Below are 20,926 nucleotides of genomic sequence, written 5' to 3'. Positions count from 1 at the left end.
CGGGAAGTAAAGGTGAAGTGAGCTTCGTGGTCAAGCAGGGATGGCAAAAATTCTAAAGCAATCTTGCGATTGAAGGATAGACACCACTACAGAATTCTTGTAGAGGAAAAGCATTAGGTCGCACTCCTAATACTCATTTCCAGGTTGAATTTAAGGATGCCAGGTTTACCAATAACAACCTGGGGCAATCGCATCCTGTCACTTTGAAACTGTTTCTAGATCCTCTGATTTCAGATCGTCTGTCCTGCCGATTGATTGGCTTCATTGCAGCCAACTTTGGGCTGTGCTTGCGGCTGCTCTTGAAGTTGTTCCTGCTGGGGTTGCTGTGCCTGTGCGGTAGCAGATTGATGGTCTAATGCGCTCAGGGCAGCGATCGCGCCCAGCGACACAGCAGCCAGCGACAAACTCATTAACATTGAACGTTTCATCGGTTTTTCTCCTGAATGAGATTGAATTATTTCATCAGCCTTTGCTGACACTTTCTAATATGACTGGATGAAATAAATGGTGTGTAAATGAAAGATGAAAGATTTTTTATAAACGTTCTAAAATAAAAAGGTATCACCCGGCAGCGGTAATACCTCAGTGAATGTTTCTGTGCGACGATTGATTCAATGAAACGAACACTGCTTAAGGGTGAAAATTTGGTTTTTGGATCCCGTAAGCAATGCCGTTTGACAAACCTCATCGAGCAGAGGATGAGGGAAACATCTTCAGCTTTAACGATGAGAGCATTTTGAGCCAGGCAGTTTCACTGTCATCGGGTTAGCGGTTACTTGAGTAAAACTGCTTCAGTGAAGTTTAGGTATTCAAAGTTTCCTGGCGTTCCTGTTCCCACCGATCGTTCATTGCATTCAAAGTTTCCTGACGTTCTTGCTGAAAGCGATCGTTGCTGGCATTTAAGGTGTCTTGACGTTCCTGCTTCCAACGTTCATTGCTGGCGTTCAAGGTTTCCTGACGCTCTTGTTGCCAGGAATCACTCATTGCATTCAAAGTTTCCTGACGCTCTTGCTCGAAACGATCGCTGACGGCAAAGGTCGGAGCAGCAACAGTGCCAAGAGCCAGAACAGATAAGGATGTGAGGATCAGGCGTTTCATGATGATTACTTCCTAGTTTAAATTGTGTAGGGCTGAAGGTGAAGGAGAGCAAGTTTGATTTGTTCTCTTTCCTTCATGTCTTTTAGTTTCACAGTTGAACTTAAATTGTTTATAAAACGAATGTGAAAAGGTTTTTATAAACTCAGCGAAAAAGTGCAGCGCATCGATTAGCCTGAATTACGCTTACTGCCTCTTATTGTTTAAGTTTGTTTTTATGCATCTTCTTTAAGGCGTATATTTTTCAAGTAAAAATTGCAGAAATATGATGGAACATCTGGATATTGCTGCTAACGCAATTAGTCTCTCGCGGTTAACATATCATTAACTTCAACAAAACGATCCAAGTCTTAATTAGGGCATTGGATCGAAGGCATAATCAGGTTAGTTCTGAACAGTATTCGAAAAGGACAGAAAGAAGTGAAAATTCAATTAGCTTGCAACTTTTGATCTCGTTGCTCGCTCATCTCTCTCGGTGGACCTCCTTCTAGGAGCAAGAGACACAGCGGATAACGCCAGAAGCAGGAGCCATTTTTCAGTTATCCGTGACATTTCAAGCTGAATGGGAACGGCTGCCAAAATTGTGCTAATTCGTGGTGAAGCGACGATCGCTCTATGAATGTCTTCTAAATGCTTTAATCGAGTAACCAACTCTGGTGGAAGATCGGTTGCAAAACGCAGCTTTAGATCGCGAGTTGAATGGGACTGTACATAGGCAGCACCCAGAAAAGGACGATAATTTGCGGCTTCAGGGGTTAACTGCTGCGCAAATGCCAGCGACATCCCTTTCAGCATTTGTCTCAATGGTTCTGTTTCTCCGCTGCGACGTTCGCGCACAAATGCATTGTCAAATAGAGATTCATTTAGAGTATTTGGCGTTCCTGCACTGAGATGTGTTGCTCCAAGCGCCGTAATCAAATACTTCTTGGTTTGCATCTGCTCAAACGGTAGAAGCTGATGATGAATCGGGGGCGTAATTGTATCCTCGCTGTTCGATAAGACGATCGTCGGAATCTGGATTTGTGCCAGACTCGCTGACGTGAATAAATGTCCGATCGCTGGGTTGAGCGCAATAATTTGGGCAACTCGTGCATCTTGCAAGACGGGCAAGTTATTAGGTAAGTCAGCGGCAGTGCATTGCAGCCAATCTGCGGGAGTCAGCCCGGCCTGATCAACGCGATTGCAAAACGTTCGTAGGCTCTCTAAATCAAGTTCTGCTCCTGCCAGTGCCAATGCTGTATATCCGCCCAACGAGTGTCCAATCACAGTGACTTGCTTAGTATTGAACAGGTCCGCAAATCGATCGGATCGTTGTTCTAACTGCTCCAGTTCGTCCAGCAAAAACTGAACATCTCTGGGACGCTCGATAAACTCTGAGGTGGGCAGAATCGATCGCTGCTCGGCGGGAATCCATCTGCCGCCCAGGAGTGGGGCGAGCCAGTCAAGGTTGCTGCCCGGATGCTCGATCGCTGCAACGGTGAAGCCGTGGGAAGCAAGATGCTCACCCAAGTAACCCAAAAAACGGCGATCGGCTCCAAACCCGTGGGAGAGAACGATGAGCGGTCCGCGATGCTGATCACTCCAATACAGGTCAGTGGAGATCCTGCGATCGCGCTCCCAATCTCGAAAGGCAAGCGTTTGTTGCTGCACCTCAAAAGTTCCAGGAGCAGCCGGGTCAAGCGGATGCCGAAAAGGTAGGGTGGGAACCGTTAGCGTTTGCTCAAGAGCCTTCTCGATCGCCTGTTGGGATTGATTCATCTGAGCTAATAGGACGATCGCCGCTTCCAGATCGATCTTGAGTTGGGCTTGAGGATAGTGGCGCAGAATTCCCATCAGGCTCAATCCTTCTGGCTGTTGGGCGGCTTGAGAAATCGCTGTTGCAAGGTCTTCCCTGGTACTGCCGATTATCAAACGTTGCAGCAAATGCAGGAGGCGATCACCGTTGGTGGATTGCAGCAGATCGTTCATTAGACTATTGCTCGCGGATGGGTTTAAGTTTGCCTTACTGCCTAGAGCTTGACGGACTTCCTTATTGAGCAAAAAACGGTAAGGTTGCAGTTCGGGAGGCACTTGCCCGGTTTCGAGAAAGGTTTCCAAATCCGCGAGCAATACAGACACCCCGACAGAACTCATTTGAATGTCCAGTCGTTCACCAGCGATCGCTGGTGAAACTGCATTGATACTGACTGTCAAGGCCAATCCACCGATAAAGAAACGGAGCGTTTGCTTCGCGGTTCTGCAAAGGGATAATCGCCGCCCTCTCCTAACTCGCTGATCCACAGTGCTACCTTCTGGTTTCGTAAAGTGAAACAAAGCGGCTCTGGATTTAGAATCCAGGCTGCTAATGTTTATTCATTCAGTGTTGGCGGCGTCGATAAATGCTGAGTGAAACAAAGATGAAAGAATTTTTATCTTTTGCGATCGAATGACAGCTTATCGGGTGCAAGCGTCAGTGAGGATCACCGGAGAATCATTGTCGCGCAGGTCAAGTCTCCTCTTCAGCAGCTTCTCTACACCGCACCCTGCCAATCGGGATTCAACTAGAAGTAGTGAAATTGCCAGAAGCCAAGCATGGTTTTGTCTTACTGCCTTGTCGCTGGGTAGTGGAGCGCACGTTTGATGGGCTGGACGATTCAGGCGATTAGCAAGAGATTACGAACGTTTACAAGAAACATTAGTTGGACTGCATCGGGTCGCTTTTGCCATTCTTATGCTTGGACGATTTGCTCAGGTGGTAGTACAAAGTTCATAACACCTTCCAGGAGAGGGATGAAAATGGGAATCAAGCAATTAGCTGGTAAAACGATAGATTCAGACCACTACCGGAGTTGCTTGACTAGAAGTACAAACTGCTGCGAATGCAGTTGCCCACTCACAAAACCTTTTTCGATGATTTGCGAGCGTTGACTCGTTAACTGTATTTCGACAGTTGGGATCACCTGCTCACCTTTATGCTTCAAGGGCTTGAACTAGAGATCCCGCACAACACCAGTTGAATTGCCAAAATGAGAATTGCCAGATCGAATCAGATGAAGTTGACAATCTCACCGAATTAAGGCATCATTATCGAGATGTAAGGGGCTATAGCACAGTTGGTAGCGCGTCTCAATGGCATTGAGAAGGTCAGCGGTTCGAATCCGCTTAGCTCCATAAGATTTTTCCTGCTGCAAGACCCTTCTTGTGTCTAATCTGTGTTTGCTTGACCATCATAGCTAAGAGCTTCATCTAGGAGCTAGACCAATCTTATTTTGAGACAAGGAAGGCTCACGATCGGAATTGTCTAGCTGCTAGACAACCGAGCAAAGAACAGGGGTTCGGTCGTTTCAATCTCGTCACGCTATGGAAACGGGTCTACCGACAATCGAAAACTAATCAAGTCTGGTATTTGTTGACCAACCTCAATGATCTTGAATCTGCCTTGAACAGCTATGCTAAGCGGTTTTCGATTGAGCCGATGTTTAGAGATTTCAAAACGGGCGGCTATAACCTGGAAAATTGTCGTGCCACCGGGCAACGGTTTCTCGCTTTAGTGCTGTTGGTCGCCATTGCCCACACCCTCACAATCGAACAGAGCAAGCGCATCTGTCGTCAGCAGATTCAGCACTACATTGGACGAGTGCCGGAGTCGAAGCGAACTCAAAACCGACACAGTGATTTTTGGATAGGACTGTATGGACAGCTTTGGATTCGTTCGATGGATTTATGGTCGAATTGGGCTGAGCAACTCATACGCCTCAAGCTGCAAAAACGCTGCTTTTTCCAACAAGGGCTACGGGCAATGTCCCTGATTCAGCCTCCCTTCTAGCTTCTCTGTCACCCCATGAGTTATCCACTACGATGATTTCGATCTGCGATCGCGGATAGGACTGCTGTGCTAATGCCGCTAAACAGAGCTTTAGCTGCTCTCCGTCATTGAAGACCGGGATAATCACTGAAACCAGCGGAGCGTCAAATTCTGCCATCAGGACCTCCCTGCATCGCCCTCAAGCGGCTTTGGAAAGCGATCGAGCCGGTATAGGCAAGTTGTTAGTCTGTTGCTTCACCTTCGACCACTCCTCATTCGTAAAGTTTTCGTGATAGGACCGCTCAACGTTCACATTCCAGAGGTCGTGCTGTTCGCCCAGAATGTTCTTGGCTGCCAGTAATGCAGTCAGCATCGAGTGATCCTGGTTGTTATAGCGGTGCATCCCGTTTCGCCCCACGGTTTGCAGATTTTCGAAGGTTTCGAGATAGTCTTGCAACACCTGCAAGTGCTGACGATACTCGCCGTCGTAAACCGGATACGCCTTGCGCTGACGAATCACACAACCGTCTTCCACATCCTTCAAGTTAACTCCCAATCCCAATCGCACAATTTCCTGAGAGGCTAACTCAATCAAATGGGAGTCTGGCATCTCCCAAAGATCATCGCCTTCGCTACAGAAATATTCCATTCCTAGGCAAGTTTTGCCTGCTTCAGGAACCATCTCCGGACTCCAGTTCTTGAAATTTTGAATGCGTCCAACTCTAAATTGCGGGCTATGGATGTAGAGCCAGTTATCGGGGAAAAGATGCTCCTGGTTAATAATCAGGGGAACGATCAGAAAGTCACGATATTTCAGACCACGAGCTGCGGCTAGAATCTCCTCGGGTGGTAGGGGATCAAGACGATGTAGCAGTGCTGATATTGGCATGGAGTTAATGAAGTGATCACCTACCAGTTCAAAGGTGCGATCACCCTGTCTCGCAATCACTTTTGTAATCCGTTTGCCCTCGCGCTCAACTCGCACCACCTCTGTATTCAGATGAACAGGTGATCCATTGTTCTCCAGTAATTCCTGACAGCGTTCCCACATCATTCCGGGTCCAAGTCGAGGATAGTCAAACTTCTTAATCAAACTCTTGGCGTTTTGTTTTCCAAACAGTGCATTGATTACAGCTCGCTTCAGCGACATATTTTGAATCCGCTGAGCTGCCCAGTCCGCTTGAATTTGATTGCAGGGAATGCCCCAAACCTTTTCCGTGTAGGTCTTGAAGAAAATTTGGTAAAGCCGCTCTCCAAAGCAGTCAGTTACCCAGTCCTCAAAGGTTTTTGGGTCAAAGTCTGGGTTCAAAAACTTGCGGAATTTAGCTTTTAGATAGCTGATCAAAATCAAGAAACTGCGAATAGGTCCCAGATTCCTCAGGGTTTTGAACAGTGAGAGGGGATAGTCATAAAACCTTTCATCGTAATAAATCCGAGATAGCCTGGGAACTTGAATAAAATCATTTCCCAAAATTTCTTGCCATACAGCCTGAACTTCGCCTACCTTTGTGAAAAAGCGATGACCACCGATATCAAACCGATAGCCTTTATACATTTCAGTACGAGAGATGCCACCAACTTTTTCAGCTTTCTCCAGAACGATCGACTGGACACTATGTTTCATCAGTTCGTAACCCGCGGTCAGTCCAGCAGGTCCACCCCCTATAATAATGACGGGAAACGAGTTCATATCTGAAAAGCCTCCAAAGTTAAGTTGTGCTGAGTGATGTTTTGCGGGTAGACATTTTTCATCATTTGGACTTGTAAACACCCAAAGGCATCGGGAGTTCAGGGAGATACCAGCGGTTAAGATAGTGCCGCAATAGACCATAGGCAAAGGCAGCCCCTCCATAAAAGAAGTAGAGCCAGTGCCAGGGAATCACTTGCAGGGTGAACCGCAGCCCCCGTTTGGTACAGAAAAACCGATAAACGTCCCAATTCATCACTAGCAGCCCCAGGGTGATAATGATTGAAACCCATAAAAACCAGGGCATGAACCCTACCGCAAGCAAGCTTCCGATCAAGGCAAATACCAGAATCACGCTGATGCGATTCGCATGGCTCAGGTTGAGATCAGCATTGAATTGGCGATTGCTTAAGAGTAATTCTGTCCAGGGCAATGCCCGATAAAAAATTTCTGCCCTCAGCAGAGAAAGGGGCTTCCAACACTTCAGGTGCTTAACCTGAATATCTTTGCACAAACGGATAGAATAGCCCGCCCGTTTCAGCCGATAGCCTAATTCAATATCTTCAATACAAGGCTTTTGATAGCTTTCATCAAACCCACCGATCGCCAGGAATACATTGCGCCGAATTGCACCACAAGCTCCCCAAAACGTTGATGCTTCCTCACAAGCTGTTTGATGGGTGTAATGGTGAAACAGGTTCTTGTACTGGGAAAGGAAGTTAGGAGCACCGGGTGCATCATCGTAAGAACCAATTAGAGCAGCGAGGCCGGGCTGATGGCGAAAAATCCTAGCAATCTGGCTTACTGTGTCACCTTTGAGAGTGACATCAGCATCTACAAAGAAGAGAATGTCGCCTTGAGCTATGTGCGCGCCTAGATTGCGTGCCCGTGCTGGTCCTCCTGATTTGGGAACTCGCACGACTTGGGCTCCCATTTGCTGAGCGAGCTTTCCAGAGCCATCAGTACTGCCATCATCAATAACAATCAGCTCTACCGCAGTTGAGACAAATTGAGCAAGACTGGCTAAACATCGCTGGAAGCTTTCACCTCCATTAAAGACCGGAATTACAATCGAAATCACTAGCTCAGTTGGCAAGTCCAATTCTGAAAGAGGCTGATTCATTACTAAAGTTGCGGCTATTTCCGTGCAGCGTTTACAAAAGTCGATTCAAGTCACCTTGGAACTTCTAACTGAATGTACGGCAGCATGTTTGAGCCAGTCTATACAACAGAGTTGCATAGTCACTCGCTAAAATGATTTTTTTAGAGGAAACAGCTCAGCTTCTGATTTGCAAATGTTAATTTAGCATTAGTGTTATTGGCATCGTACAGCACTAGAATCTACTGTCCCAGTAAGCACGGCTTTCTTTATTGTCTCTTTAATTATCTCTTTATATTATTTGGTAGTGCGTCAATATGATGGGGGATTGATAGAGTAGAGAGGCTCATCAATTAGAAACCAGGTGATGGAATGCTCTCTGTGTGGTCATGTCAAAGCCCATCGACACGGCAAAATGCCTAACGGTCATCAACGCTACCTCTGTCCTGCTTGCCATCAAACCTTCTCGGAATCCTTCGACAGTTTGTATTACCGTCGCCATAGTAGCCCTCAATAAATTAGACAAGTTCTACAAGCCCACAACAAAGGCAGTAGTTTACGAGGGATTAGTCGAACAACAGAACTTGCTTACCGAACTAGTTCTGTCAGGGCATCTCGAAATGATGCTGATGATTCTGCTGCTTGAAATGCAATAAGATTATCCTTACTCATGGTGTATCCTCGTCTGGTCTTTTTTGCTTATCCAGCAGAATACGCCCTTTCTTTTTCTTTATTTGTACACCACTTCAGAGCATAGCTCAGGTTTACGATCTACTGAGCCTCAAATTTAATCAATAGCCCGCTACTTGCGGGAATTTCAAGGTGAGTATATCCTTGCTGCATCGTGACGTGCCCTCGAATTTCATCCATAGCTTCTGAGCTAAACTGCCAAATAGTACTTGTGGTAAACGCACTAAAGGCTGAAAGATCAACACCTGTACGAGAAATGGTTGATCCACTGTTAACGACCAGCAAATAAAGATTCCTTTCCTGATCCTGAGTGGCGATCGCCATCAGGTTTGAATTACTACTGGTGGCCAGAAGAGTTTGTCTTCCCCCCTGTAATGCTCGAATTCCTAACCGCATGGCGTAGTAACTCATGCGACGTTTTCCATCAGGTCCAATTAGTCCCTCGAAGTCACCTGATATTCCCCAATCATAAAGTGAAAAGATATGACTGCCATAAACATACGTATCTCCCGGTTGGGAGGCTCGAATCATATTTTTAAGCAGATTTAGAGAGAAAGTGAAATCATCATATCCTCCCGTGTAAGTTCCCCATTCTCCTAACCAGAGGGGCGATCGCGCATGAATCGTACCCTGCATCCAACTCCGCACACGGCGGACATAGGGTGAAATATCTAAGTCATAGTTGTGAACATTGACAGTATCAAAATAGGTTGGGATGCTGGCTAGGGTATCAACAGGCCAACGGCTCCCGCCAACCGTTTTGGGCGCATGAATGTAGAATTGCCGATCGGGTAAATAGGTGCGATAAACATAGGCGATCGCATCGGTCGCTATTCGGACTAACTCAAAGTAATCAGCTTGATTTCCGCCCCATCCCTGTTGTCGGTTATCTGGCTCATTGTGGATTTCAAAATCATCCACTTGGTAATTATTGCGTACGTTTAGCCAGTACACCGTAGCAAATACATGTTCCCACCATTCATTCCAGTCATCTTCCGTGCGTGGCGGGTTCAATTGTAATGCCCAATTTGGGCTCCAACCCGGATCGGTATTGCGGATAGTAAGTACGGGACGAATGTTGTCTTGCTTAAGGGTTTCAAAAATGGTTCTCGCGTTGCCCTGCCATAACTCCGCAGGGTCACCAGAAAAAGCATAATCCGATCGGCTGATGGGGTTCGTCATCACTGCATCCCACTGTTCCCAGGGAATGACATCAGGGTTAGTTTTTATTTGAGCAATGGTAGGCAGTCCATAGACTCCGTCATCATCCTCCCTTTCCCATCGCGACATCCCTCCATAAATTCGGTAGGTGTTAATTCCCAGGTCAGCTATATCTGCTCTATCAAAATTGATGTTTCCTTCACAGGCTCCAATATAACGGGTACTGACTCCGGTAACTGTGTTGTGGACTTTGATAGCTGTCTCAACACGGGGTAAAACTGCTTGACCTGCTGAACTTAATACAATGATGATCCAGAATCCCAAAAATAGACTTAGTACAAATTTTAGTAAACGACTCATACACGCTTAGGGTCTTTTACCAGTCACAATATACTCTTGTGTTTCGTGAAACATTCGGCTGTACTCAATCCAGAATTGATTCTGAATTAGGTGGTTAGGAAGGGTAATTACACAAAATATGCCATCGCATAGGAGGATTTAGAATTCCTTTCTGAAACGCATTAGCAGAAATGGTAAGAGGATAGCGGTGCCAGTGGAAATCGTAGATTTGCTGCCAATCGGGGCTAAAAATGCCAGGGTTGATAAAGTAATGCCCGTCAATCAAATCCAGGCGATCGATCTGCAACTGGAGACGATGCGGAACCTGCCAATCATTAGATAAGGGATTAATTTCAATGTGTGTGTCTAAATAAATATCCCCTAAAGCATTACTCAGACTGAAACTAAAAATAGCCGCTCCTACAGGAGACTGAAGCTGATACTCCAATTCCAGGGTTACCCCTTCACCGCTACGAATCTTGGCGAATGGAAGACAGGTAAGATTGAGAATCTTGATCAGCTGTGAAGGTTGATCTTTAGCGTCAATTGATTCTGTTTCAGAAGAGTCTGAGGACTGTTCTGGACAGTGATAAAGGTAAATCTTGGGATGCACAAGAATTTGTTTTGACCAGAGCGAGCGCAATTCCAGCTCTTGAAGTTTGGGGTAATGGGACAGGCGATCGCCCCGCACAAAGATAAAGCTATTTTGGGCATACCAGGGTTCTACCTGGGGATGATTCCAGATTCGTGTTCGGAGACTGTCGATCGTGATGAATCCCCGTTCTTCAAAGCGTTGAATCCAGTAGTTAGGCCATTGCTCATTAATATGGTGGGTTCCCCCCTGATGCGGAATTGCCGCCGAGAACAATACCACATCACTGAGCCGAACAAGAGAATCTACAAAGTCAGAGGCGCTTTCCTCAGGTAGATGTTCGGCTACTTCCAGGCACATTGCTAAGTCAAAAGTTTGATCCAGCAACAGAGGTTGAGCCAGATTCCATGACATAAACTGGTGCGGAGGAATCTGAAGGTTTTCAGGCTCAACATAGTCGCCATCGATCCCTAAAATGTCTGCAATTCCGTGTTTCTGAAACATCGAGAGCCAGGTTCCATCCCCACAGCCAACATCCACGATCCGCTGTGGCTGAACCCAGTCCAGAATGATCGGCACAATGACCGCCGCAGACTGGCGGGAACCATCCCGCAGGGCTTCAAAAAATGCCTGATCATACGGTTCATGCAAAACCTGTTCAGCCATTAATGATTAGCCTCCAGAATTACTTTTCGGTTGAATAGGAACGGGATGCTTATGATGCCACCACCTGAGACACCATTTCCCAACGCATCGGAGGGGTTAAAATACCTTTTGCAGGCACCTCTGACTCAACTACCAAAGGGTAGACGTGCCAATGATAATCGTAAGCATAAGCCCAATCTTCCTTAAAGACTCCAACGTTGACAAAATACTTGCCGCTACAAAGGTCGAGACGATCGCACCACAACCGAATTGTATTTTTTCCGCTAATCCTTGGCACCGGAATTCCCATATCGGATGTGTTAACGTCCAGGCAGGTCGTCCCATCCTCTTGGCTCACGGTTACACAAAAGATGGCAGTATCAATCGGTTGGTGAGACTGATAGTCAATTTCAATGCAGAGAGCATCACCTGTTTCCAGGATGCTGTTGGGCTGTAATCGGACATCAGTAATCTCAATTTCCTGGGAGCCGAAGCGATTTTCATTAACCCGTAGTTCGGTACCCGCTCGGGTCAGTTGCGGTGGGCGATGGGGCGTGCGTTGCTGGCTTTGCGATCGCATCTCCATGGCGTACTGCCCTGCTACAACAGTCGGTTCACCATAGGCTACAACCCTACCGCGTTTAAGCCAAAGGGCGCGATCGCACAATCGCTCTACCTGCCCAACTGAGTGGGATACAAACACAATGGCGCATCCCCGTTCCTTCATTTCTGTGATTCGGCTTAGGCATTTGGTCTGAAATGCCAGATCCCCTACCGCAAGAAACTCATCCACTAGAAGAATTTGAGGATCAGTATGAATGGCAACTGAAAAGGCCAATCGCATCGTCATCCCAGAACTATAAGTACGAACGGGATTATCAATAAATGCTTCTAGTTCGGCAAATTTTACAATCTGGTCAAACCGGCGGCTTACCTCTCGCTCTGACAACCCAGCGACAATTGCCGTAACAAAAACATTTTCCCGCCCGGTTAAATCTCCATGAAACCCAGCACCTAGATCGAGCAGAGCCCCAATACGCCCGTTCATCTTAATGCGTCCTTCAGTAGGATAGGCTACTTTACCCAAAAGTTGAAGTAAAGTAGATTTTCCAGCTCCATTATGCCCAATAATTCCTAGCATTTCGCCCGCGGCAACCTCAAAAGAAACTCCTCGCAGAGCCCAAAAGTCATCTACAGGTTTGATACGACGCCAACCTAAGAGAGCTGCTTCCATAAAGGTCACAGGCTTCTCAGCATGGAAGCGTTGAAACCGCTTCCCCAAATTTTCTACAAGAATGGCAGTGTGCATCTAAATTTCCTCCACAAATCTAAGGCTCTGTCGCTTAAAAAGTGCGTAACCAATTGGCAAAAGAATTAGGGTAATTGCTGTAATGATTGCCAGAGCAAACCAATCAGGTTGCACACCCCACATTAAAATTTGCCGGTAGCAGGTCACAATATGCACCATTGGGTTCAAACTATAGGCATACCAATATTTTTCGGGAATACTTTTAAGATCGTAGAAAATTGGGCTTAAATAAAACAGAAATTGCAGCAAAACCCCCAGCGTATGTTGAGTATCGCGAAAAGTAACATTAAGGGCAGCTAAGAAGTAAGAGAACGTAACAGTTAATGCAAACTGAATCAGTTGCAACAGCGGGAGAGCAAAGACAAGAGGTGTGATCGTAGCTCCATCAATTAGATAAAAAACGATTAGAATTGGTAATGCTAAAACAAAATGAATCAAACCTGTAGTGACCACAACTACAGGTAAGATAGCACTTGGAAATCCAGGCTGTCGAATCAGTGGACGGCTGCTGATGATAACTCCAGTAGCTTGAAACAGAGAGGTTTGAAACCAGTTCCAAACCAATAATCCCGTAAACACGTAAGACGAGTATTGGTGAACGTCAACCTTAATAATGACCTGAAAAACAAAGATAAAAACTAGCAGTTGTAGCAACGGGCTGATCAACGTCCAGGTTACACCCAAGGCAGATCGCTTATACATGAGTTTCATGTCGCGATCGACCAGAGATCTCAACAAATCCCACAAGTAGCTAGGTCTACGCAGCAATATTTTATTTGCTGCACTATTCACATGTGCCATAATCTAAAACTCCTGTGGTTGTCTGTCGTTATGAATTGGTGGGTGAGATCAAATCAGATCGTTTGTGGCTTTGTTCTGTTGCGCCCCAGCTATCAGGTTTCAGGAAAACTTGTAGTCTTTGGCTTGGAGGGAGGTAAGACGTACTGGTACCTTCGCACATAACTCGCCAGCGAGACTGAAGGAGTGCGAGAGGACCGATGAGATTACCCAGGATTTCTAGCAAGATGAGTGAGATGGGATAATCGCTCCAACCCCGGAGCCTGTAGTAAATTCGTGAAGAATGAGCTAGAGGTAGCCCTATCAAGATTTGTACTAATCCTCGCCAATCTTTGTCTCGTAACAGGGTAGTCAGATGATAGGCAACATGACCTTTGCTGTAATTAAACAGCTGGTGACGCAAAGCCTGCATGGTTCGACGATGCTTGTGCCAAACATGAGCTTGAGGGTTATATAAAATGGTGTATCCAGCTTTAAGAACTTTATAAAAGAGATAAATATCTTCACCCACTCCAGATGGCATGCCTGGTCCCAAGGCTTCGTCCATTAAACCAATTTTGGGATGATGGAAGATACAAGCTCGAAAGGCGGCGTTAGCAGTTGCGCCTAAAGTCCAAGTTGTTACTGCCTTACGGGCAAAACATTCAAACCAATCTCCGTTAACTTCAAAGGATTCAAAGCCACGGCCTAACCCACCATAAGTTTCAAACAATCGTTGTGATAAAGTCTCTAATTCCGCAGGTAGTACATTTCCGGTTACGGCCATAATGTCAGAGCGAGTGAATGGTGCCACCAGTTGTTCGATCCAATTAGGAGGTGCGATGACATCATCATCAGTCATGGCAACAATGGTTCCACTGCTGGCTACAATACCTGCATTGCGTGCGTAAGCTAACCCCTGTCGAGGTTCCTGCACTAATTTAACAGTGGAAAACTCTTCTACAACAGGTGCTGTCAACCCAGAAACAGGATGATTGTCAACGACGATAATTTCTATCGATCGTGATGATTCTTGAGCACACAGGCTTTGCAGGCAATGGCGCAAATCGTCCGGTCGGTCGTATGTGGCAACAACAATAGATACAGATGAGCCAGTAGACAATTCTGCTCTAGAAGTTGCACCATTTGGCTTCAAATGCCAACCATTTGCCAAGGTAGACACTGCTTGAACCCAACTTAAATTTGGACCTAAGCGTAAGCCAAATTCTAGGAGTTGCTGACTGAAGGCATTGGTAATTGCTTCTTCTAAGATAGACGTAGTAATAGGACAGTTGCCGTTGTCAATGTCAACTTTGCCCATGAGCTGCCCATTGTAGCTCACAAAAACACGTACCTTTTGGTATTCCAAAACATCTGCAATGGTCTGTAAAGGCTGGCTCAACTCGACAAATCGCAGTGCAACTGGTGTTCCGTACTGAGCAAAATAGGAAGACGCTGTAATCTGAGGAGCAGATGTATCGGTAGAAGTAATAAACTCTTCCTGAGTTTGGGAGATGTGAATTACAGAGTTAAGGCTGCTGTTCTCTATCCCAATCACCTGATGCTCTAGTTGGTGAACTGTGAGTGTAGAGGTTTCTACTGCCGCATCTAGCGGAAGCTGGTGCAGATGTTGGGCAATTGCAGGATCATTTGCAATCTCAGTTGCAGACTTTAAGGCTTTCTGATACCGCGTTAGCCCAACAAAACATCCTTTCAATTCAACCCATCTCAGGTCAACAGGAAAACGGTTGGGATATTTGAAGGAAATCCACAGCCAGCGAAGATTGCCGTACCAGAGCCACCAAAGGGCGAGCTTGACGAAATCCCAACGTTCTTCAGAGCAGTTTAAGAATGCCCACACAAAGTAGGAATATAGCCCGATGCCATCGTTGGCTAATTGCGATCGCAACGTTTCATAATTCCGTCGATGCCGATGCCGAACTAGGGCACTAGGTTCATACATCAGGGCATAACCTGCTTTCAGTACCCGAAAGTACATTTCATGGTCTTCGCAGCCCATACTTGGTGTACCAGCACCGAGGGCAACATTAAAACCACCGATGGTATCAAACAAGCTTTTTCGGTAAGCCATATTTGCTCCCGTACCGAACTGCCCACCTCCTAGCAGATGCTTCGGTACTTTACCAGCAGGAACCTGATAGCGTTTTTGCTGAAAACCGCGACCAAAGCCTCCATGTCGCTCAAACAAAATCTGAGATTCTGTCTCCAGTTCATACGGCACAACCAGCCCGGTTACCGCCATTACTTGCTTATCATCATTAAAAGCTTTAACAAGTCGCGTGACCCACTCTGCATCAACCATGACATCGTCGTCGGTATAGGCAACTATCTCTCCATAAGCCTCAACAATGCTACGATTACGAGCCCAGCTTAGTCCTGGTTTTGGTTCGCAGACATAACGCACATCAGGATACTGTCCTCGAACTAAGTCTTCAGTAGTTGCGTCGCTGGGGGCGTTATCCACCACCAAGACTTCATAGTTAGGGTAATCTAGCTGATGAATGGCATCCAGGCAATGCTTCAAGTCTGCCGCACGATTTCGGGTGCATACAACAACAGTTACCAGCGGAAATGGCCCAGCGTAGACTGGTTTGGGCAATTGACACAGATCTGTAGTCGTTAAATTGCCTAATTGAGAGAGGTAAGGCACTCCTACCTTAGTTAAGTAACATAGGATGGAAGAGCTATATTGGCTCAGAATGGCATCACTCAGATCAGCTTCTGTGCAACGACCACTGGGTAACGGCATTTCCAGATAACCTAAGGGTAAGCTGTGTAAGCGGATAAGAGCTTGCAGCTTATCGTATTGAGTTAGCCCTTCAATCACTGGTAAAGGCTGGCTCAATTCAATGTCCATCACTTTAATGGGTCTAAAGACGGTAGCTACCAGATCTGTATTCATTACACCAAGTTCCTCTGGGAATCCGAAATTTGATTGAGCTGATCTGTTATTGAAAAAGCATCTTCATGTGTTTTTGGCCGCTGTAAAACGGGAACATAAACCCCACTCTGACCTAATCGGTTTACGCGGCGATACGATTGCCACAAAGCCCAAGCACCCACTAAATTACCCAAAAACTCTTGCCAAAGTAGTTTTAATGGATAATTGTCCCACCCTTGCAAGCGTCCTTTAATGCGCCACCAGTAAACCTCTGGAATTTCTACCAACAAGCGCCATAGCCCCCGCAGGTCGCCGTCCTCTAGAACAGTCATCAAGTGGTAGGCAGGGCCACCCTTGCTGTAACTATAGATTTGACGTTGCAATGCTTCGTAAGTGTTGCGATGCTTGTGTTTGACATAAGCACTTGCTTCATAAACAATCGTGTAACCAGCTTTTAGAACCTTATAAAAGAGGTAGGTATCTTCACAGCATCCAGTAGGACTACCGGCACCAAGAACTTCACTTAACAAACCAATTTCAGGATGATAAAAAATCTGCGAGCGAAAGGCTGCATTTGCAGTAGCACCTAAGTCCCAGGTTGGCAATGCCCGTCTGGAATAGGATTCAAACCAGTTCCTATCAACCTTAAATGATGTAAACCCTTTCCCCAAACCTCCACCATAGGCTTCAAAAGCCTGCTGGAAAGGGTTTTCTAGCTCAAAAGGCAAAACATTGCCTGTCGCAACCATAACATCAGGATGGACAAAAGCAGCGATCAGCTTTTCAATCCAGTCTGGTGGAGCCACTACATCGTCATCAGTCATGACAATAATATCGCCTGTACTGGCAATAATTCCGGCATTACGAGCATAGGATAGTCCTTTGCGAATTTCCTGTACCAGCATCACTCCAGGAAATTCGGTTACAACGGGAGGCGTTAAACCAGATTCAGGATGGTTGTCAACAACGACAATTTCAGTTGAGCGTTTAGAATGTTGCGTCAGCAAACTCTGTAAACATTCCCGCAAGTCGTTAGGGCGATCGTAAGTAGCAATGACAATAGAAACCGATGTGGTATCGGGAAGAACCGCCAATTGCTCAGGCTGCTTAGCATTGGGTAACAGATGTTTCACCAGAGTGGTGGTTAGCTGTGCCCAAAGAGTATCTTGATTGATTTTTTGTTCGGGATTGAGCAAGCGGAGATTGAAATGACTCACAATTACATCTCTTAATCGGCTAACAGCAACGATTTGGTAGAGATTCTGAATGTGAACTTTGCCCAATACTTGCCCCTGCCAGGTAGCAAAAACCCACACTTCGGGATAATCTTTGACATCTGTTAAGGAAGCTAAGGGCTGGGTGAGTTCTACAGTTCTGATGGCAATTCCCGTTGATGCTTTTGGCTTACCTCGATCTGGCTTTGCAGTCTGAGAGGGTAAGAGGGGTTCGGCAGCAAAGGATTGGGCAATTTCTTGAGCAATGCGACGGGCTTTTTGATAGCGGGTCAGCCCAACAAAACAACCCCAAAATTCTGCCCAGATCAGCTCTCTTGGTAAGCGGTTGGCATATTTAAAGGACTTGTACAGCCGTCCGAAATGCCACCACAAAATCCACCAGCAGGCTAATTTCAGGTAGGCCCAGCGTTCATCGGGATAAGCCAAAGCACTGCGGACAAAGTAGGCATAAAAGCCAATGCCGTTGTTTGCAATCTGGGCATAGAGCTTACTGTAGTCACGGCGGTGACGATGGCGCACCATCGCTTTGGGTTCATACACCAGAGTGTAGCCTTCCTTGAGTACCCGAAAGAACATTTCGATATCGCCGCCGCCATTGGTGACTGTGCCCACATCTAAAGCTGGGTCAAAACCACCAATTTGATCAAATATACAGCGACGATAGGCCATATTTGCTCCGGTTCCAAACTGACCTGATGCGCCATAGTAAGAGGCTATAGGTACCGATTTGCGCTCATCAACTCGATACCACTTGCATTCAAATCCTCGTCCAAAACCACCATAGTGTTCAAATAACACCTGAGATTTGTCTTCTAGTTCGTAGGGAACGACTAATCCTGTAACCACCATGACATCAGAGTTTTCAGCAAACACTTGAGCCAGTGCTTTTGCCCAGCCTGGATCTACCGCTACATCGTCATCGGTGTAGGCAATGATTTCACCTTTGGCTTCCAGGATGGCGCGATTACGTGCCCAGTCTAAACCCGGACGGGGTTCTCGAACATAGCGCACAGTGGGATAATGCGTTTTGACTAATTCTTGAGTGGCTTCCGTCTGAGGAGCATTATCGATCACCAGAATATCCAGGTTGGGATAGTCTAGATTGCTCAGGGCTTCTAGGCAGAGCTTCATATCGTCGGGGCGATCGCGCGTACAAACTGCCACCGTCACCAAGGGCCACTCACCCGAGTACTCTACAGGAGGCAGACCAATCAAATTCTCCAGTGTCAGCTCCTCTGGGTGCTGCGGCGATGACATTCCATTCTTGAGCAGCTGACAGATAATGCCCCAACTGTGTTGTTCTAGAATCAACTTGCTCAGCGTTTCAGCCGTGCAACGTCCTAAGGTAACTGGTGCATTGACATAGCCAATGGGAACTCCATGCAAACGCACCAAGCCCTTTAACCCCATATATCCATCTAATCCCTCAACTGTTGGAATTGGACGGCTAAGTTCGATGTCAACAACTTTAATTGGATAAAGCATTTGCTAGTGACCTTTGTTTAGATTCGCAACAAGGATTGATAAAGTAAACTTCTAATCAAAAGATTGAATTGAACACTCTATAACTGCAGTGGTAGATTCGTTGGAGTACCCATTTTCTGCTGTTTTGCACGTTGCTGCGACTGCTGCTGTGGAGCATGAGCAAGGTGAGAAACCACTCGGTGAAACAGATTGCCGACGATCAGTTTGAGGGCGATCGCACCTTTACGTTGATAGATATCAATCAGAGAGATAGACGATAGGGGAATGGATGTAGCTGTGGGAGTTTGAGATTGCCCCAATTTCAACAAATTTTGAATCAGCAAAAGATAAAACCCAATCCGTATCCAGGGTGTTACCGGGTCCGCCTGGATGGCTTTTCTTAACCAGTACAGCGTAGTACGGTGATCCTGACAGCGATGACTTTGGTGGGCAAAGTACCCATAGAGATTACTGCTGGACAGGCGAAATAAGAACGGTGGAAACTTCGGTTGCTGCCGGCGCACAGCTTGCATAACCAAGGCATGCGATTGTGCCATTTGGGTGTAGTCGCCAGACATACTCGTTGTGGATTTGCGATAGCCCACTAAAAACTTTGGAACTACGCGAAATTCATATTGGGCAGCAATCCGCAGATACAGATCCCAGTCTTCACAACCCTGGGCGTTCTGCAATCGCAAAGTTGGATCGTATCCGCCTACCTGTTCCAGACAGCTACGCCGCATCATAGAAGCACTGGAATTGCCTAAAAAATTGTGACAGACCAGGGTTGCGTAAACATTACCTTGAATCTTTGCTGCCCGAAAGCTGCCTAGCAGGGCATCAGATTCGTCAATATCCACAGACCAGGAATACACTAGCCCTACAGAGTTACCACCCCGCACCATACATTGAACTTGTTTTTCAATGTTTTCTGGATACCAGATATCATCTGCGTCGATCGGCGCAATAAACTCGCCTTTTGCATGAGCGATCGCCAAATTACGCGCTGCTGCAACCCCCGCATTTGCCTGATGCAATAACTTGACTCGATCGTCCTGTTGAGCAAATGTAGTTACAATTTCTGGAGTTTGATCTGTGGAGCCATCGTCCACAATCAGCACTTCCAAATGACAGTAGGCTTGTGCCAATATGGATTGCAGTGTCCGCTCGATAGAAGTAGCGGCATTGTAAGCCGGAATAATCACAGATACTAACGGAGTGTCACTAGACATCGCTTACTCCTATCAATCGTTTCAAAACTCGGTGAAAACGCGGCTTTCTTGGACTGACGCACTGCCGCCACTGCTTCTGCCAATGCATCATCATTCCTAATCCCATCGCGATTCCACTGTAGAAGTAGTACAACCAGTGCATGAGCACAGCTTGGCTGGCAAAAACGAACCCACGTTTCTGTTGAAAAAATTGGTAATATCGCAGTTGAGCCAAAGTAGAGCCGCTACCAACAGCAATATCAACCAACAGCAAAATTAATTCAAACTGGCGAGGCCCTTGTTTAAGAAACCATTTGTCAGCCATGCTTCTTCCTTAGTGTTCGCTGGAAAGCATAAATGTGGTTATAAATGCTGAATCTATAAATTGGGAATACTTTTCAGCAATCTAGAGAGACTTGAAGAGCTTATGCCATTCAGCTGATCCTCAAAGTGTGACAGTAAAGCTGAAACACCTAATGAAAGTTGCTTTTAGCGATCGAGCACCTACTGAAAATGAGCATTCTCTTTTGCTTTCTCTAGTACTCTCCTACTGCTGAAAGTGCGAGAAACACAGGTTTCTGAATTCGGACTTACTTTTTACAGCTACGTGAATAGTAATTTTGGCTTAAAGTCATTGTCCAATGAGCTTTTTAGACTACTTGTCATCCTTTAAGGAGCAGTGAGCAATTTTAGTAGAAGCACCGAGGTAATTCTCAAATTAGTACACTAAAAACATGTTGATAGGTTGCCATACCTATCGAGAAACTCGCTACAGCATTCGCTCAAACTTTACGAAAGCTAAATACTAGTAACTGTTTGAAAAGATAAGCTGAAGCAGCACAATTGAAAAGAACTAAACGTATGGGTTGTGGCAAAATGTTAAGGCAGAGAAGCTTAGTTATTTCTGCATCAGCCTGAATAGCCTTCCAATTTCTG

16 protein-coding genes, 1 tRNA gene and 1 pseudogene are annotated in these 20,926 nt (G+C 46.1%); 4 read left to right on the top strand and 14 right to left on the bottom strand.

What is annotated here, in order from left to right; genetic code table 11:
- Nucleotides 1–230: 230 nt before the first annotated feature.
- The 3 genes from NDI45_RS11280 to NDI45_RS11270 form a co-directional block, all read right to left on the bottom strand.
- Nucleotides 231–428 carry a hypothetical protein gene (locus NDI45_RS11280; RefSeq protein ID WP_348247377.1) on the bottom strand — a complete coding sequence of 66 codons (198 nt, stop codon included), beginning with the start codon at nucleotides 426–428 and terminating at the stop codon, nucleotides 231–233.
- 373 nt (nucleotides 429–801) lie between these two features.
- Nucleotides 802–1,098: a hypothetical protein gene (locus NDI45_RS11275; RefSeq protein WP_348247376.1), complete on the bottom strand. Its 297-nt coding sequence runs from the start codon at nucleotides 1,096–1,098 to the stop codon at nucleotides 802–804.
- 429 nt (nucleotides 1,099–1,527) lie between these two features.
- Complete coding sequence (locus NDI45_RS11270) at nucleotides 1,528–3,288, bottom strand: alpha/beta fold hydrolase (RefSeq protein ID WP_348247375.1); 1,761 nt, start codon at nucleotides 3,286–3,288, stop codon at nucleotides 1,528–1,530.
- A 341-nt stretch (nucleotides 3,289–3,629) separates the two neighbouring features.
- On the opposite strand from NDI45_RS11270, the pseudogene NDI45_RS11265 reads away from it, so the two are divergent.
- The 3 genes and pseudogenes from NDI45_RS11265 to NDI45_RS11255 form a co-directional block, all read left to right on the top strand.
- Nucleotides 3,630–3,847, top strand: a pseudogene (locus tag NDI45_RS11265) (transposase); the annotation flags it as partial.
- A gap of 325 nt (nucleotides 3,848–4,172) precedes the next feature.
- Nucleotides 4,173–4,245 (top strand) — tRNA-Ala (locus NDI45_RS11260).
- Nucleotides 4,246–4,513: 268 nt separating this feature from the next.
- Complete coding sequence (locus NDI45_RS11255) at nucleotides 4,514–4,900, top strand: hypothetical protein (protein ID WP_348247374.1); 387 nt, start codon at nucleotides 4,514–4,516, stop codon at nucleotides 4,898–4,900.
- Here NDI45_RS11255 and NDI45_RS11250 read toward each other — a convergent pair.
- The 3 genes from NDI45_RS11250 to NDI45_RS11240 form a co-directional block, all read right to left on the bottom strand.
- Nucleotides 4,830–5,057, bottom strand: a complete 228-nt coding sequence (locus tag NDI45_RS11250; RefSeq protein WP_348247373.1) for a glycosyltransferase — start codon at nucleotides 5,055–5,057, stop codon at nucleotides 4,830–4,832. The two genes, NDI45_RS11255 and NDI45_RS11250, sit on opposite strands and share 71 nt — an antisense overlap.
- Before the next feature lie 21 nt (nucleotides 5,058–5,078).
- The gene (locus tag NDI45_RS11245; RefSeq protein WP_348247372.1) at nucleotides 5,079–6,569 is read right to left on the bottom strand and encodes an NAD(P)/FAD-dependent oxidoreductase; all 1,491 of its coding nucleotides are present in this window, start codon (nucleotides 6,567–6,569) and stop codon (nucleotides 5,079–5,081) included.
- 61 nt (nucleotides 6,570–6,630) lie between these two features.
- Entirely contained in the window at nucleotides 6,631–7,689 is a 1,059-nt protein-coding gene (locus NDI45_RS11240; protein ID WP_348247371.1) for a glycosyltransferase, read from the bottom strand.
- Between the two features lie 365 nt (nucleotides 7,690–8,054).
- On the opposite strand from NDI45_RS11240, the gene NDI45_RS11235 reads away from it, so the two are divergent.
- Nucleotides 8,055–8,321, top strand: coding sequence for a hypothetical protein (locus NDI45_RS11235; RefSeq protein ID WP_348247370.1), 267 nt, complete (start codon nucleotides 8,055–8,057; stop codon nucleotides 8,319–8,321).
- A gap of 115 nt (nucleotides 8,322–8,436) precedes the next feature.
- Here NDI45_RS11235 and NDI45_RS11230 read toward each other — a convergent pair whose 3' ends face one another.
- The 8 genes from NDI45_RS11230 to NDI45_RS11195 form a co-directional block, all read right to left on the bottom strand.
- Nucleotides 8,437–9,876, bottom strand: coding sequence for a hypothetical protein (locus tag NDI45_RS11230; RefSeq protein ID WP_348247369.1), 1,440 nt, complete (start codon nucleotides 9,874–9,876; stop codon nucleotides 8,437–8,439).
- A gap of 94 nt (nucleotides 9,877–9,970) precedes the next feature.
- Nucleotides 9,971–11,113, bottom strand: a complete 1,143-nt coding sequence (locus tag NDI45_RS11225; RefSeq protein WP_348247368.1) for a methyltransferase domain-containing protein — start codon at nucleotides 11,111–11,113, stop codon at nucleotides 9,971–9,973.
- A 49-nt stretch (nucleotides 11,114–11,162) separates the two neighbouring features.
- Nucleotides 11,163–12,401, bottom strand: coding sequence for an ABC transporter ATP-binding protein (locus NDI45_RS11220; protein ID WP_348247367.1), 1,239 nt, complete (start codon nucleotides 12,399–12,401; stop codon nucleotides 11,163–11,165).
- Complete coding sequence (locus tag NDI45_RS11215) at nucleotides 12,402–13,202, bottom strand: ABC transporter permease (protein WP_348247366.1); 801 nt, start codon at nucleotides 13,200–13,202, stop codon at nucleotides 12,402–12,404.
- Between the two features lie 28 nt (nucleotides 13,203–13,230).
- Nucleotides 13,231–16,101: a glycosyltransferase gene (locus NDI45_RS11210; RefSeq protein ID WP_348247365.1), complete on the bottom strand. Its 2,871-nt coding sequence runs from the start codon at nucleotides 16,099–16,101 to the stop codon at nucleotides 13,231–13,233.
- Nucleotides 16,101–18,800, bottom strand: coding sequence for a glycosyltransferase (locus NDI45_RS11205; protein WP_348247364.1), 2,700 nt, complete (start codon nucleotides 18,798–18,800; stop codon nucleotides 16,101–16,103). The genes NDI45_RS11210 and NDI45_RS11205 overlap by 1 nt, the downstream gene beginning before the upstream one ends.
- A 77-nt stretch (nucleotides 18,801–18,877) precedes the next feature.
- Entirely contained in the window at nucleotides 18,878–20,011 is a 1,134-nt protein-coding gene (locus tag NDI45_RS11200) for a glycosyltransferase family A protein (protein WP_348247363.1), read from the bottom strand.
- Entirely contained in the window at nucleotides 20,004–20,315 is a 312-nt protein-coding gene (locus NDI45_RS11195; protein ID WP_348247362.1) for a hypothetical protein, read from the bottom strand. Before NDI45_RS11195 ends, NDI45_RS11200 begins: the two co-directional genes overlap by 8 nt.
- Nucleotides 20,316–20,926 lie beyond the last annotated feature (611 nt).

The organism is Leptolyngbya sp. GB1-A1, assembly GCF_039962475.1.
Classification (GTDB): domain Bacteria; phylum Cyanobacteriota; class Cyanobacteriia; order Elainellales; family Elainellaceae; genus Leptolyngbya_A.
This window is presented reverse-complemented; position numbering and strand designations above follow the sequence as displayed.

Coding starts and splice junctions, on each gene's coding strand:
- NDI45_RS11195 (WP_348247362.1), bottom strand. CDS start 20,315: ATGGCTGACAAATGGTTTCTTAAACAAGGGCCTCGCCAGTTTGAATTA.
- NDI45_RS11235 (WP_348247370.1), top strand. CDS start 8,055: ATGTCAAAGCCCATCGACACGGCAAAATGCCTAACGGTCATCAACGCT.
- NDI45_RS11245 (WP_348247372.1), bottom strand. CDS start 6,569: ATGAACTCGTTTCCCGTCATTATTATAGGGGGTGGACCTGCTGGACTG.
- NDI45_RS11205 (WP_348247364.1), bottom strand. CDS start 18,800: ATGCTTTATCCAATTAAAGTTGTTGACATCGAACTTAGCCGTCCAATT.
- NDI45_RS11230 (WP_348247369.1), bottom strand. CDS start 9,876: ATGAGTCGTTTACTAAAATTTGTACTAAGTCTATTTTTGGGATTCTGG.
- NDI45_RS11220 (WP_348247367.1), bottom strand. CDS start 12,401: ATGCACACTGCCATTCTTGTAGAAAATTTGGGGAAGCGGTTTCAACGC.
- NDI45_RS11275 (WP_348247376.1), bottom strand. CDS start 1,098: ATGAAACGCCTGATCCTCACATCCTTATCTGTTCTGGCTCTTGGCACT.
- NDI45_RS11210 (WP_348247365.1), bottom strand. CDS start 16,101: ATGAATACAGATCTGGTAGCTACCGTCTTTAGACCCATTAAAGTGATG.
- NDI45_RS11240 (WP_348247371.1), bottom strand. CDS start 7,689: ATGAATCAGCCTCTTTCAGAATTGGACTTGCCAACTGAGCTAGTGATT.
- NDI45_RS11280 (WP_348247377.1), bottom strand. CDS start 428: ATGAAACGTTCAATGTTAATGAGTTTGTCGCTGGCTGCTGTGTCGCTG.
- NDI45_RS11250 (WP_348247373.1), bottom strand. CDS start 5,057: ATGGCAGAATTTGACGCTCCGCTGGTTTCAGTGATTATCCCGGTCTTC.
- NDI45_RS11215 (WP_348247366.1), bottom strand. CDS start 13,202: ATGGCACATGTGAATAGTGCAGCAAATAAAATATTGCTGCGTAGACCT.
- NDI45_RS11200 (WP_348247363.1), bottom strand. CDS start 20,011: ATGTCTAGTGACACTCCGTTAGTATCTGTGATTATTCCGGCTTACAAT.
- NDI45_RS11225 (WP_348247368.1), bottom strand. CDS start 11,113: ATGGCTGAACAGGTTTTGCATGAACCGTATGATCAGGCATTTTTTGAA.